This is a genomic window from Actinomycetospora aeridis, assembly GCF_037400275.1.
In the GTDB taxonomy this organism is placed as follows: Bacteria; Actinomycetota; Actinomycetes; order Mycobacteriales; family Pseudonocardiaceae; genus Actinomycetospora; species Actinomycetospora aeridis.
On the sequence record NZ_JBBEGL010000003.1, the window covers coordinates 425,173 to 437,989 of the forward strand.

11 protein-coding genes are annotated in these 12,817 nt (G+C 75.4%); 5 read left to right on the forward strand and 6 right to left on the reverse strand.

Going from position 1 to position 12,817, the window contains the following annotated elements; all coding sequences use genetic code 11:
- Positions 1–12: 12 nt before the first annotated feature.
- Genes WCD41_RS12585 through WCD41_RS12600 form a run of 4 tightly spaced genes read right to left on the reverse strand, consistent with a single transcriptional unit; the run spans position 13 to position 4,422 of the window.
- A complete protein-coding gene (locus tag WCD41_RS12585; RefSeq protein WP_337713767.1) occupies positions 13–876 on the reverse strand; it encodes an amidohydrolase family protein in 864 nt (287 codons plus the stop codon).
- Positions 873–1,721, reverse strand: a complete 849-nt coding sequence (locus WCD41_RS12590) for a 3-hydroxyacyl-CoA dehydrogenase NAD-binding domain-containing protein (protein WP_337713768.1) — start codon at positions 1,719–1,721, stop codon at positions 873–875. The genes WCD41_RS12585 and WCD41_RS12590 overlap by 4 nt, the downstream gene beginning before the upstream one ends.
- Entirely contained in the window at positions 1,718–3,649 is a 1,932-nt protein-coding gene (locus WCD41_RS12595; RefSeq protein WP_337713769.1) for an acetoacetate--CoA ligase, read from the reverse strand. Before WCD41_RS12595 ends, WCD41_RS12590 begins: the two co-directional genes overlap by 4 nt.
- Positions 3,649–4,422 carry a crotonase/enoyl-CoA hydratase family protein gene (locus WCD41_RS12600; RefSeq protein ID WP_337713770.1) on the reverse strand — a complete coding sequence of 258 codons (774 nt, stop codon included), beginning with the start codon at positions 4,420–4,422 and terminating at the stop codon, positions 3,649–3,651. The genes WCD41_RS12595 and WCD41_RS12600 overlap by 1 nt, the downstream gene beginning before the upstream one ends.
- A gap of 133 nt (positions 4,423–4,555) precedes the next feature.
- On the opposite strand from WCD41_RS12600, the gene WCD41_RS12605 reads away from it, so the two are divergent.
- From WCD41_RS12605 to eutC, 4 genes are all read left to right on the forward strand, one after another.
- Positions 4,556–5,005 (forward strand): MarR family winged helix-turn-helix transcriptional regulator, encoded by a 450-nt coding sequence (locus tag WCD41_RS12605; protein WP_337713771.1) that lies wholly within the window; start codon positions 4,556–4,558, stop codon positions 5,003–5,005.
- 141 nt (positions 5,006–5,146) lie between these two features.
- Entirely contained in the window at positions 5,147–6,577 is a 1,431-nt protein-coding gene (gene eat, locus WCD41_RS12610; protein WP_337713772.1) for an ethanolamine permease, read from the forward strand.
- Positions 6,574–7,947 carry an ethanolamine ammonia-lyase subunit EutB gene (locus tag WCD41_RS12615; RefSeq protein WP_337713773.1) on the forward strand — a complete coding sequence of 458 codons (1,374 nt, stop codon included), beginning with the start codon at positions 6,574–6,576 and terminating at the stop codon, positions 7,945–7,947. Before eat ends, WCD41_RS12615 begins: the two co-directional genes overlap by 4 nt.
- Positions 7,944–8,675, forward strand: coding sequence for an ethanolamine ammonia-lyase subunit EutC (gene eutC / locus WCD41_RS12620; RefSeq protein WP_337713774.1), 732 nt, complete (start codon positions 7,944–7,946; stop codon positions 8,673–8,675). Before WCD41_RS12615 ends, eutC begins: the two co-directional genes overlap by 4 nt.
- Before the next feature lie 60 nt (positions 8,676–8,735).
- On the opposite strand, the gene WCD41_RS12625 is transcribed toward eutC, so the two are convergent.
- Positions 8,736–10,256 carry a hypothetical protein gene (locus WCD41_RS12625; RefSeq protein ID WP_337713775.1) on the reverse strand — a complete coding sequence of 507 codons (1,521 nt, stop codon included), beginning with the start codon at positions 10,254–10,256 and terminating at the stop codon, positions 8,736–8,738.
- The gene (locus tag WCD41_RS12630; protein WP_337713776.1) at positions 10,253–11,455 is read right to left on the reverse strand and encodes a YibE/F family protein; all 1,203 of its coding nucleotides are present in this window, start codon (positions 11,453–11,455) and stop codon (positions 10,253–10,255) included. Before WCD41_RS12630 ends, WCD41_RS12625 begins: the two co-directional genes overlap by 4 nt.
- Before the next feature lie 345 nt (positions 11,456–11,800).
- On the opposite strand from WCD41_RS12630, the gene WCD41_RS12635 reads away from it, so the two are divergent.
- A complete protein-coding gene (locus WCD41_RS12635; protein WP_337713777.1) occupies positions 11,801–12,817 on the forward strand; it encodes a zinc-binding dehydrogenase in 1,017 nt (338 codons plus the stop codon).

The following is a 12,817-nucleotide window of genomic DNA, read 5'->3' on the forward strand; positions in this document are numbered from 1 at the left end:
ATCGTAGGTCGCTCAGAGCAGTCCGAGCACCCTCGCGGCGTTCCCCTTGAGGATCTTGGGACGCACCTCGTCGGGGATGTCCAGATCCGCGAAGTCCCGCAGCCACCGGTCCGGCGTGATCACCGGGAAGTCGGAGCCGAACAGCACCTTGTCGCGCAGCTGGCGCGAGGCGGCCCGGACGAGCTGGGGCGGGAAGTACTTGGGGGCCCAGCCCGACAGGTCGATGTAGACGTTCGCCTTGTGGCCCGCGATCGAGATCGCCGCGTCCTGCCACGGCACCGAGGGGTGCGCGAAGATCATCGTCAGCTCGGGGAAGTCGGCGGCGACGTCGTCGAGCAGCATCGGGTCGGAGTACCGCAGCTTCAGCCCCGCGCCGCCGGGCAGGCCCGCGCCGATGCCGGTCTGGCCGGTGTGGAACAGGGCGGGGACGCCCGCCTCGGCGATCGCCGCGTAGAGCGGGTAGAACGCCCGGTCGTTGGGCTCGAACCCCTGCAGCGTGGGGTGGAACTTGAAGCCTCGCGCGCCCTGCTGGACGAGCCGCCGGACCCGGGCGACCGCCGCCCGCCCGCCGTGCGGGTCGACCGACCCGAACGGGATGAGCACGTCGGGGTGCTCCCCGGCCCGCTCGACGATCTCCTCGCTCGAGAGCGGCGGATGCCCGGTCGCGGCCGGGGCGTCGACGGTGAAGACGACCGCGGCCATCGACCGCTCCCGGTAGTGCGCGGCGATCGCCTCGACCGTGGGCGTGCGGTCCTGGTCGCTGCGGAAGTACTGCGCCGAGGCGTCGAGCAGCTCGTCGGTCAGCGCGAAGCACCCGTGGGCGTCCTGCTCGACGTGGGTGTGGACGTCGATGGCGGTCAGGTCGTCGAGGTTCATCCAGACCTCCGGGCCTCGAGGGCGGCGCGGATCACCGCGTCGCGGCGGGCGAGCAGGGCGTCGGGGTCGGTGACGGCGTCGGTGACCTGGGTGACGAGACGCTCGGCGAGCTCCGGGGTCATCGTCGGCGACCCGAGGTCGGCCCACAGCGCCTCGGTGCCAGGGCCGAGGTGCTCGAGGACGTGCCCGAGCCCGCCCGCGCCGCCGGAGAGGTGCTGGCCGGCGATCGGTCCGACGGCGGCCCAGCGCAGGCCGGGACCCTCGGTGATGGCGGTGTCGACGTCGGCGACGGTGGCGACGCCCCGCTCGACCAGCGAGTACGCCTCACGCCACAGGGCGGCCTGCAGGCGGTTGGCGAGGTGGCCGGGGAGCTCGGCGCGCAGGCGCAGCGGCGTGCGGCCGACCGACGTGTAGAACGCCATGGCCGCGTCCACCGCTGTCTCGGAGGTGCGCTCGCCGGGGACGACCTCGACCAGCGGGACGAGGTGCGGCGGGTTGAACGGGTGGCCGACGAGCACGCGCTCGGGGTGGTCCGGGGCGCCGCGGGCGATGTCGGTGGGGCGCAGGGTCGACGAGCTGCTGGCGATGACGACGTCGGGCCGCGCCGCGGCGTCGAGCACCGCGAGGAGCTCGTGCTTGACCTCGAGGCGCTCGGGACCGTTCTCCTGGACGAAGTCCGCGCCGGCGACGGCCGCGGCGGGGTCGTCGACGAACGTCACGGCGTCGAGGAGACGGGGCCGTGCGCCCGGGGCGGGGTCGGTCGCCACGACCTCGTGACCGTGGGCGAGGAACAGCCGCGCCCAGCTCTCCCCGATGACCCCGGTGCCGACCACCGCGACCTTCATCGGGGCGAGCGCAGCGACGGGGAACCGGATCGGGCCAGCTCCACGAACGCCTGCAGCGCGGCCGGGTCCACGAGCGAGTCGCGCGAGGCGACCGCGTCCGGGTCGGCACCGAGCAGGATCCGTTTGGCCGGGACCTCGAGCTTCTTGCCGGTGCGCGTGCGCGGCACGGCGGCGATCCGGTGGATGCGGTCGGGGAGGTGGCGGGGGGACAGCGCGGAGCGCAGCGCGGCCCGGATCCGTGCCTCGTCGATCTCGTGGCCCGGCGCGGGCACGACGAACAGGAGCAGCTCGTCGGTGCTCTCGAGGTGCACGACGAGGCTGTCGGCGACCTCCGGCAGCTCCTCGACGACGCTGTAGAACTCGGCGGTGCCGAGCCGGACCCCGCCCCGGTTCAGGGTCGCGTCGGACCTGCCCGAGACCACCACCGAGCCGGTCGGCGAGAACCGCACCCAGTCGCCGTGGCGCCACACGCCGGGGTAGGTGTCGAAGTACGCGGCGTGCAGCCGGGAGCCGTCCGCGTCGCCCCAGAACGACAGCGGCATCGAGGGCATGGGGGACCGGATGACGAGCTCGCCGCGCTCGCCGACGACCTCGCGGCCGTGCTCGTCGAACGCCGCGGTGTCGACCCCGAGCTCGCGCCCGGAGATCTCGCCCTCGACGACCTCCTGCCACGGTCCGCCCTGCACGATCCCGGTGCACACGTCGGTGCCGCCGCTGCCGACGAGCAGCAGGACGTCGGGGGAGAACTCGGCGGCGACCCACCGGTAGCCCTCGGGCGGCAGGGGGCTCCCGGCGACGCAGATCTGGCGCAGCGGCGCCAGGTCCTGGTCGGCGGCCGGGTGCAGGCCCGCGCCGCGGCAGGCCATGAGGAAGCCCGGCGAGGAGCCGAAGTGGGAGGCGCGGGCGTGCGCGGCGAGTCGCCACTGCCAGCCGAGGTCGGGGTGCAGCGGGTTGCCGTCGACGAGGATCAGCGCGGCACCGTGCAGCAGCCCGCTGACCAGCGCGTTCCACATCATCCAGGCGGTCGTGGTGAACCAGAGCATCCGGTCGCCCGGGCGGACGTCCCACGCGAGGCCGTGGTTCTTGAGGTGCTCGACGGTGATGCCGCCGTGGCCGTGGACGATCGCCTTCGGCGGGCCGGTGGTGCCCGAGGAGAAGAGCACGACGAGCGGGTGGTCGAACGGCACCGGGTCGTAGGCCGGTGCGGCGGGGGCGCCGACGAGCTCGGACCACGGCGTCGCGCCGGGCACGGAGCCGGGGCCGTAGGGGACCTCGACGACGTGGCGCAGGGTCGGCAGCGCCGCGCGGACGGCCGCGACCTCGTCGGTGCGGTCGATCGGCTTGTCGCCGAAGACGTAGCCGCCGACCGCGAGCAGGACCGTCGGCTCGATCTGGGCGAAGCGGTCGACGACGCTGCGGGCGCCGAACTCCGGTGCGCACGACGCCCAGACCGCGCCGAGGCTCGCGGCCGCGAGGTGGGCGATCACGGTCTCGGGGATGTTGGGGGCGTAGGCGACGACCCGGTCGCCGCGCCGCACGCCGAGACGCTGCAGGCCGGCCCGTGCCCGGGCGACCGCGTCGCGCAGCTCGCCGCGGTGCCACACCTGGTCGTCGCGGGTCTGGGAGTAGGCGAGGAGCGCCACGTCGTCGTCGGCGGTCCCGTCGGGGCCCTCGACGGCCCGCTCGGCGTAGTTGAGCGTCGCGCCCGGGAACCAGACCGCGCCGGGCATCACTCGGTCCTCGAGCACGGTGCGCGGGGCCGCGTGGAACGGGACGGCGAAGAACGCGGCGATCGCCGACCAGAAGCCGTCGAGGTCGCTGACCGACCAGCGCTGCAGGGCGTCGTAGTCGTCGAACCGCAGGTCGCGCTCGCGGGCCAGCCAGTCGACGAACGCGGCCGTCACGGTGCCCTCCGGGGGAGCGGCCATCAGCGGACCTTCCCCGCGCGGCCGTCGAGGAACGCGCTCATCCGTTCCTGGGCCTCGGCGCTGCTCGAGGAGATCGCGGCCATGAGGGACTCGACGAAGAGCCCGTCCTCGTCGCGGGCGGCGGCGATGCGGGGCAGTGCCTGCAGGACGGCGTAGGTGCTCACCGGCGGGTTGGCGGCCATGCGGTGGGCCAGCTCGAGGGCCTTCGCGAAACCCTCGCCGGTCCCGGTGAGGTAGGTCGAGATCCCGAGGGTGAGGCCTTCCTGCGCGTCGAGGACCCGCCCGGTCAGCATCATGTCCGTCATCCGCGACACCCCGATGAGGCGGGGGATCCGCACCGAGCCGCCGCCGCCGACGAAGAGCCCGTGGCGGGGCTCCGGGAGGGCGTAGAACGCGCTGGCCTCGGCGACGCGGACGTGGGTGGCGGCGGCGAGCTCGAGCCCGCCGCCGACGACCGCGCCCTTGAGCACGCTGACCACGGGCAGGCGCCCGCGCTCCATGCGGGCGAAGGCCCGGTGCCAGAAGCGGGAGTGCTCGATGCCCTCGACGGCGTCGGTCTCGCCCAGCTCGGCGAGGTCCAGGCCGGCGCTGAAGTGGTCGCCCTCGGCGTCGAGGACCACCGCGCGGACGTCGGACGGCGGGGTCGAGAAGAAGGCCTCGAGGCCGAGCACCGTGGCGTCGTCGAGAGCGTTGCGCTTGTCCGGCCGCGCGAGGCGCAGCACTGCGACCGGCCCGTCACGGTCGAGGGTCAGGGACGCGGGCAGGTCGCTCATCGGTCCCGGCCCGGGCGCGGGACCATGGCGCCGCGTGACGTCGCGCTCATGAGACTCCTTCGTTATCAGGAACCTTGAGACTAGGGATGGCGGAGCGCGGGCGGTAGGGCACGAGGGGGGAACGACGGTGGCGGTGGCGGGACCGGAACGGAGCAGCGAGCAGGTCGGGGAGGGGCCGTCGCTGCTCTACGCGGTCAAGCAGGTCGAGCTGGCGGTGCGGGCGCGCCTCGACGACCTGCTGCGCACCACCGGGATCACCGTGCCGCAGTGGACCGCGCTGACCGTCCTGGCCCGCCGCGAGGGGCAGACGGGGGCGGACCTCGCGCGCAACGCCTTCGTCAGCCCGCAGGCGATGGGGGACCTGCTCGCGGCCCTCGAACGTGGCAACTGGATCACCCGCACGCCGGACCCCTCCCACAGGCGCCGCGTGCTCATCGGCCTCTCGCCCGCCGGCCGGGCCCTGCTGGACGACGTGGCGCCGGGCGCGGCGGAGGTCGAGGAGCGCATGGTCACCGGCCTCGACCCCGACCAGCGCGCCGCCCTGCGCACCCTGCTCAACCGCTGCCGGACCAACTTGGTCTGAACGGCCTATGTGAGCGAACTTGGGGCCTATGGGCCCCAAGTTCGCTCACATGCCCCGCGGGCGATCGTCACCCGATCGTCACCCACGGACTTCACGCGAGGCTCACGCTGTCCCCTCCGGAGCGAGGGGAAGGGGACGAGCATGGCGGAGCAGGTCGATGCCACGCGCGGTGCCGGCAGCGACTATCTCGCCGCCCGGCAGCTGAAGGCCGGCTCGGCGAGCTGGGTCCTGCTGGCGGGTCTGGGCGTCGCGTACGTGATCTCCGGCGACTACGCCGGCTGGCACTTCGGGCTCGCGCAGGGTGGCTGGGGCGGCCTCGCGGTCGCCGCCGTCCTCATGGCCGTCATGTACACGTGCATGGTGCTGGGCCTCGCCGAGATGTCCTCGGCGCTCCCGGCGGCCGGCGGTGGCTACACGTTCGCGCGGGTGGCCATGGGGCCGTGGGGCGGCTTCGCGACCGGCGCGGCGATCCTGCTCGAGTACGCGGTGGCCCCGGCGGCGATCGCCACCTTCATCGGCGGCTACGTCGAGTCGCTCGGCCTGTTCGGGATCACCGACGGCTGGTGGGTCTACCTCGCCTGCTACGTGGTCTTCGTCGGCATCCACCTGCTCGGTGTGGGCGAGGCGCTGAAGGTCTGCTTCGTCATCGCCGCGATCGCGCTGGTCGGGCTCGTCCTGTTCGCGATCGGCGGCCTCCTGTCGTTCGACGCCGCCAACCTGTTCGACATCGCGCCGACGGAGGCCGCCGGGGCCTCGCCCTTCCTGCCGTTCGGCCTGGTCGGGGTGTGGGCGAGCTTCCCGTTCGCGATCTGGTTCTTCCTCGCCGTCGAGGGCGTCCCGCTGGCCGCCGAGGAGGCGCGCGACCCGGTGCGCGCGGTCCCGCGCGGCATCATCGTGGCGATGGCCGTGCTGGTCGTCTCCGCGGCCGCGGTGCTGCTGCTCGCCCCCGGCGCCCAGGGCGCCCAGGCGCTCTCCGAGAGCGAGAACCCGCTGGTCAGCGCCCTCGAGGTCGGCCTCGGCGGCCCGTCGTGGCTCTCGTCCGCGGTCAACTACATCGGCCTGCTCGGCCTGATCGCCAGCTTCTTCTCGATCATCTACGCCTACTCCCGGCAGACGTTCGCCCTCTCGCGGGCCGGCTACCTGCCGCGCGTGCTGTCGAAGACCAACCGCCGCAAGGCCCCGACGCTCGCGCTGCTGGTGCCGGCGGCCATCGGGTTCGTCCTCGCGGCGACCGGCAACGGCGACATCCTGATCAACCTCGCCGTGTTCGGGGCGACGCTGTCGTACGTGCTCATGATGGTCGCCCACCAGGTGCTGCGGACCCGTCACCCCGAGCTCCCGCGGCCCTACCGCACCCCGGGCGGGCGGATCACCACCGGCATCGCGCTCGTCCTCGCCCTCGCCGCCGTGATCGCGACCTTCCTCGTCGACGTCGTCGCGGCCCTGTGCGCGCTCGGCGCGTTCGCGGTACTCATGGCCTGGTTCGGGTTCTACTCGCGGCACCACCTCGTCGCCGCGGCGCCCGACGAGGAGTTCGCCGCGCTGGCGAAGGCGGAGGAGGAGCTGGAATGAGCTGGTCGACGACGCTGGGCGGCCACTCGTACGCCTTCGCCGACCTGCGCGACCTGCTCGCGAAGGCCACCCCGCTGCGCTCGGGCGACGTGCTCGCCGGCGTCGCGGCGGCGTCGGCGGCGGAGCGGGTCGCCGCCCAGACCGTGCTGGCCGACCTGCCGCTGGCGCACTTCCTCGACGAGGCCGTCGTGCCCTACGAGGACGACGACGTCACCCGCCTGATCATGGACACGCACGACGCCGGGGCCTTCGCCCCGGTGCGGTCGCTGACCGTCGGCGGGTTCCGCGACTGGCTGCTGTCGTGGGAGGCCGACAGCGCCGCGCTCACCGCGCTGGCCCCCGGCCTGACCCCGGAGATGGTCGCCGCGGCGAGCAAGCTCATGCGCGTCGGCGACCTCGTCGCGGTGGCCCGCAAGACCCGCGTCGTCACCGCGCTGCGCACCACCGTCGGGCTGGAGGGGCGGCTGGCGACGCGCCTGCAGCCCAACCACCCGACCGACGACGCCGTCGGCATCACCGCCTCGCTCGTCGACGGTCTGCTGCACGGGGCGGGCGACGCCGTCGTCGGCATCAACCCGGCCACCGACCGGCCCTCGACGGTGCGGGCGCTGCTCGAGCTGGTCGACGACGCCCGCCGCCGCCTCGACGCCCCCATCCAGTCGTGCGTCCTGACCCACGTGACGACGACGCTCGAGCTCCTCGAGGAGGGGGCGCCGGTCGACCTCGTGTTCCAGTCGGTGGCCGGGACGCAGGCGGCCAACCGGGGCTTCGGCGTGACGCTCGACCAGCTCCGCGAGGCGCACTCCGCGGCCCTGTCGCTGGGCCGCGGGACCGTGGGGTCGAACGTGACGTACTTCGAGACCGGCCAGGGTTCGGCGCTGTCCGCAGACGCCCACCACGACGTGGACGAGCAGACCCTCGAGGCCCGGGCCTACGCGGTGTGCCGGGCGTTCGACCCGCTGTTGGTGAACACGGTCGTGGGCTTCATCGGCCCCGAGTACCTCTACGACGGCAAGCAGATCCTGCGCGCCGGGCTCGAGGACCACCTGTGCGGCAAGCTGCTCGGCGTCCCGATGGGCGTCGACGTCTGCTACACCAACCACGCCGAGGCCGACGCCGACGACACCGACACGCTGCTGCTCACGCTCGGCGCCGCCGGGTGCGGGTTCGTGATCACGGTGCCGGGTGGCGACGACATCATGCTCAACTACCAGTCGCTGTCGTTCCAGGACGTGCTGCAGGTCCGCCAGACGCTCGGGCTGCGACCGGCGCCGGAGTTCGAGGCGTGGCTGGGCTCGGTCGGGCTGCTCGACGACGCCGGGCGGGTCCCGCAGCTGGTGCCGGAGCCGATCCGGGCGCTGATGGCATGAGCGTCGCGAGCGATCCCTGGGAGACCCTCCGGGCCGCCACCCGCGCCCGGGTGGGCCTGGGCCGCGCCGGCGACGGGCTGTCGACCGCCGAGAACCTCCGGCTCGCCGCCGCCCACGCGCAGGCCCGCGACGCCGTCCACACCCCGCTCGACGCCGAGGCGGTCGTCGCCGCGCTGGGGGAGCGGGCCGGACCGGTGGTGCGCTCGCAGGTCGCCGACCGCACCGAGTACCTGCAGCGGCCCGACCTGGGCCGTCGTCTCGCCGCGGACCATCCCCTGGAGCCCGGGGAGTTCGACCTCGCCCTGGTGGTGGCCGACGGGCTCTCGGCGACCGCGGTGCACGAGCACGCCGCCGGGCTCGTCGACGCCCTGCTCCCGCGGCTGGAGGGGTGGGCGGTGGCGCCGGTCGTCGTGGCCGAGCAGGCCCGGGTGGCCCTGGGCGACGAGATCGCGCGGGCGCTGGGGGCGCGGATGGTGCTCGTGCTCATCGGCGAGCGCCCGGGGATGTCCGCGCCCGACTCCCTCGGCGCGTACCTGACCTTCGGCCCGCGGCCCGGTCGCGTCGACTCGGAGCGCAACTGCGTCTCCAACATCCGCCCGCCCGACGGGCTGACCCACGACGCGGCCGCCGAGGTGCTGGCGGCGCTGCTGCACGAGTCGTTCCGCCGCCAGCTCTCGGGCGTCGAGCTGAAGGACACGGGCGCGGCCCTGCCGCCGGCCGCCGGCTGATCCCATGTGAGTGAAATTGTGGGCTATAGCCCACAATTTCACTCACGTACGCCGGACGGCCTACTCGCCCGAGCGGCCTTTGCGGCCGGCGGGGAGGCGGTCGACGAGGCGCCCGAGGCGCTCGGTCGTGCCCTGCAGCGGGGCGAGCGCGTCGGCGAGGACCTTGATCTCCTCGTCGAGGTTGTCGATGCGCCCGGCGAGGGTGCGCAGGTCGGGGCTGACCTTCTGCAGCTCGCCGGCCGCGGTCGTCAGCGACGTGTCGAGGGTGGCCAGGCGCGTCGGGACCTCGGGGAACGTCGAGTCGGCGTGACGCGCCAGGGTCTCGACGTGGTCCACCGCGCCCGCGATCTGCCCCAGCGCCGGGGCGGCCGCGGCGAGGGAGTGCAGGTCGTCGACGGAGGCGGTCAGGGCGTGCAGGTCGTCGACCGCCTCGGCCAGCGCAGCGATCGTCGGGACGGCCTCGGCCAGCCGGGTGATCGTCGGCACGGCGTCGGCGAGGGCGCTCACGGTCGGCACGGCCTCGGCCAGGCGGCCCACCGACGGCACCCCGTGCGCGATCTGCGCGACCGACCCCGTCGCGCCCGCGATGGTGCGCAGGTCGCTCGTCGCGCCTGCCAGCGCGCCGAGGTCGTCGACGGCCCCGGCGAGGCGCTGCAGGGTCGGGACGGCGCCGGCGAGCTCCTCGAGGTGCGGCACGGCCGCCCCGAGCTGCTGCAGCGCCGGCGCGGCCCCCGCGAGCTGCTCGAGCATCGGTGCCGCCTCGCCGAGCTGCCGCAGGGCGGGCACGGCGCCGGCGAGCGCGGCGATGTCGCCGCGGGCCTCGCCGATCTGCTGCAGGGCGGGGACGGCCTCGGCGAGGGTGTGGATGTCGGGCGCGGCGCCGGCGATCGCGTGCAGCGCGGGGACGGCGCCGGCCAGGGCGGCGATGTCGCCGCGGGCCTCCCCGATCTGCTGGAGGGCGGGGACGGCCTCGGCGAGCGCGGCGATGTCGCTCCGGGCCTCGCCGATCTGCTGGAGGGCCGGGACGGCCTCGGTGAGGGCGTGGATGTCGGGTGCGGCGCCGGCGATGGCCTGCAGGGCGGGCGCGGCCTCGGCCAGGGCGTGCAGGTCGGCGGTCGCGTCGCCGAGGCGGGTGAGGGCCGGCGCGGCGTCGGCGAGCCGGTCGAGCGCGGGGGCGGCCCCGGCGATCCGCTCGAGGGTGGGGACGGCGCGGGCGAGGGCGTGGAGATCGTCGACGGCGCCCGCGAGGCGGTCGAGGGCGTCGCTCGCGTAGGAGAGACGGGTCAGGTCGGGCGCGAGCTCGTCGAGCGTGTGCTGCAGTCCGGAGGCGACGGGGAGCAGCTGCTCGAGCATCGACACGAGACGCGGCACGGCGCGCAGGGCATCGGCGACGAGCGGGCTGAGGTCGGCCGTGCTGCGCGCGCCCTGGGTGGCGATGTCGGCGATCCCGCGCACGATCGCCGGGCCGTGCAGCGTCAGCTCGACCGCCGTCCGGGTCGAGGCGACGACGAGGGCGCGGGCGGTGTCGAGGACCCCGCTCGGCGCGGGCTCGACGGCACGGGGGAGGGCGGGTCGGCTCATGCGGGCTCACCCCGGGGCTCGGTGCGGGTGCTGGTGGTCGTGCTGACGGCACGGACGACGACGGCGGCGAGGAACGTCGTCAGCGGCACGGAGGCGACCAGCCCGATGCTGCCGACCAGGGTCCGCACGACCTCCTGCGCCACGTCCTCCGCCGTGAGCAGGTCCCCGAGACCCCGCCCCGCGAGCGCGAACAGCAGCAACAGGGGCAGCGCCGCCCCGGCGTAGGCGAGCACGAGGGTGTTCACCGCGGAGGCGACGTGGTCCCGGCCGACGCGCATGGCGGCACCATAGAGGTCGGCGAGCCGGGTGGCCGGGTCAGCGCGGTGCAGCTCCCAGACGGCGCTGGTCTGGGTGACGGTGACGTCGTCGAGCACGCCGAGCGCGCCGATGACCACGCCGGCCAGGAGGAGCCCGCGCAGGTCGAGTCCCGTCCCGAGCACCCCGGCGAGCTCCGAGGCCTCCTCGCCGAGCCCCGTGAGCCGTGAGGCGGCCGCGAAGAGCACGGCGAGCACGCCGATCAGCCCGAGGCTCGCGAGCGTGCCCAGCGCGGCGGTGGCGGTGCGCGCCGACACCCCGTGCGTCAGGGGCAGCACGACGCCGACGATGAGCCCGGAGGCGGTGAGCGCGACCGCGACGGGCGGCGAGCCCGTCGCCAGCGCGGGCAGGACGAACAGGGCGAGCACCCCGAGCGTGACCCCGAGGGCGACCAGCGCGGCGAGCCCCTGCCAGCGGCCCAGCAGCAGCACCGCGAGCGCGAACGCCGCGCCGAGCACCAGCAGCGGCGTGCCGCGCTGGAAGTCGACGATCGTGTAGGTCAGCGGGTCGGCGGGGTCGCCGCCGGCCCAGCCGAGCACCACGGGGTCGCCGACGGCGAAGCGCGGCGAGCCGGGCGTGGCCGGCGCGAGGGTGACGATCGTGCTCCCCGCCGCCGGGCCCTCGCCGAGACGCAGGGTCACGGCCACGCAGCCCTCGCCGGGGCCGGGGGACGGCAGGTTCGGGTCGGTGCAGTCGGACTCGCCGGCGGCGCGGGTCACCTCGGCGTCGACCGGGGTCTGCGAGCCGAGGCCGGGGGCGCCCTGGCCGGTCGCGGCCCGGGCGCCGACCGCGGCGTACTCGCCGGGTGAGGGCGCGAGCACCACGAGACCGATCAGCACCGCCAGCGCGCAGGGGGCCAACAACGCGGCGAGCACCCAGCGCACCCGCCGTCCCGACGGTCCGTCGAGGTCCCCGCCGCCGTGGCCATGTCCGTGGCCGTGCCCGCTCGGCGCCGGCGGGTCCGCGCGCCGCCGCCCCGAGGTCTTGGCCCGCGACGAGGCCCGGGGTGTCCCAGCGTCCGATTCAGCACGCCGAGAGGGGCCACGCCCACGTTCAACGTCAGGAGATCCACCCGCTCGATCGCGCTCGACGCGGATCGGCCCGGTCGGCGCGTCGTCCTCCTCCGCGGTGGCGCCGGTGCGCGAGCGGCGCGCCGGCGGCCGGGGGGACGTCACCCGGCCATCATCGCCGGGACCGCGACGAACCGGACGCGGGGGGAGACTCGGCCCGTGCGCGCCGTGGTGGTCGAGGAGTTCGGGGTCGAGCCGACGGTCGTGGAGCGGTCCGATCCGGTGCCGGCCCCCGACGGCGTCGTCGTGGCCGTCGAGGTGACCGGGCTGTGCGCGAGCGACCGCTTCGCCTGGCGCGGGCACGACGCCGGGGTCGTCACGCCGTTCGTCCCGGGACACGAGCTCGTCGGACGGGTCGTGGCGGTCGGTGGAGAGGTGCGGTGGGCCCGGGTCGGCGACCGCGTCACCACCCCCTTCGTCCAGGGCTGCGGACGGTGCGGCGCCTGCGCCGCGGGTCGGGCGCAGGTCTGTCCGGACCAGGAGCAGCCCGGCTTCACCCACGACGGGTCCTTCGCCGAGCTCGTCGCGCTGCGCTACGCCGACACCAACCTCGTCGCGGTCCCCGACGACCTCGACGGGGGCGGCGCGGCCCTGCTCGGGTGCCGGGTCGCCACCGCGTTCCGCGCCGTCGTCGACCGCGGCGGTCTGCGGGCGGGGGAGCGTCTCCTGGTCCTGGGCGCCGGGGGTGTGGGGCTCGCCGCGGTGCTCGTCGCCCGTGCGCTGGACGCCGAGGCCGTCGTCGTGGACCCGGCACCGGAGGCGCGGCGGCGGGCCCTCGCGCTGGGGGCGACGGCCGCGCTCGACCCGTCGATCGGACCCGACGGCGTGCGCGACGCGCTCGGGAGCGGTGGTGCGCGGGTGGCGGTCGAGGCGGCCGGTCGCGCCGACTCCCTCGCGCTCGGGGTCCGCGCGCTGCGGACCCAGGGCACGCTCGTTCAGGTCGGGCTGCTGGCGAGCGAGCCGACCGTACCGGTGCCCGAGGTGGTCGCCCGCGAGCTCCACCTGCTCGGCAGCCACGGCATGGCGGCGGCCGACTACCCGCGGCTCATGGAGCTGGTCGCGAGCGGGCGCCTCGACGTCGCCGCGCTCGTGACCCGCCGCATCGGGCTCGACGACGCCCCGGGTGCGCTGGCCGCCTCGCCGGTGCCGGGCGAGGTCGTCGTCATCGAGCCGTGA

Coding starts and splice junctions, on each gene's coding strand:
- WCD41_RS12585 (WP_337713767.1), bottom strand. CDS start 876: ATGAACCTCGACGACCTGACCGCCATCGACGTCCACACCCACGTCGAG.
- WCD41_RS12590 (WP_337713768.1), bottom strand. CDS start 1,721: ATGAAGGTCGCGGTGGTCGGCACCGGGGTCATCGGGGAGAGCTGGGCG.
- WCD41_RS12595 (WP_337713769.1), bottom strand. CDS start 3,649: ATGGCCGCTCCCCCGGAGGGCACCGTGACGGCCGCGTTCGTCGACTGG.
- WCD41_RS12600 (WP_337713770.1), bottom strand. CDS start 4,422: ATGAGCGACCTGCCCGCGTCCCTGACCCTCGACCGTGACGGGCCGGTC.
- eat (WP_337713772.1), top strand. CDS start 5,147: ATGGCGGAGCAGGTCGATGCCACGCGCGGTGCCGGCAGCGACTATCTC.
- WCD41_RS12615 (WP_337713773.1), top strand. CDS start 6,574: ATGAGCTGGTCGACGACGCTGGGCGGCCACTCGTACGCCTTCGCCGAC.
- eutC (WP_337713774.1), top strand. CDS start 7,944: ATGAGCGTCGCGAGCGATCCCTGGGAGACCCTCCGGGCCGCCACCCGC.
- WCD41_RS12625 (WP_337713775.1), bottom strand. CDS start 10,256: ATGAGCCGACCCGCCCTCCCCCGTGCCGTCGAGCCCGCGCCGAGCGGG.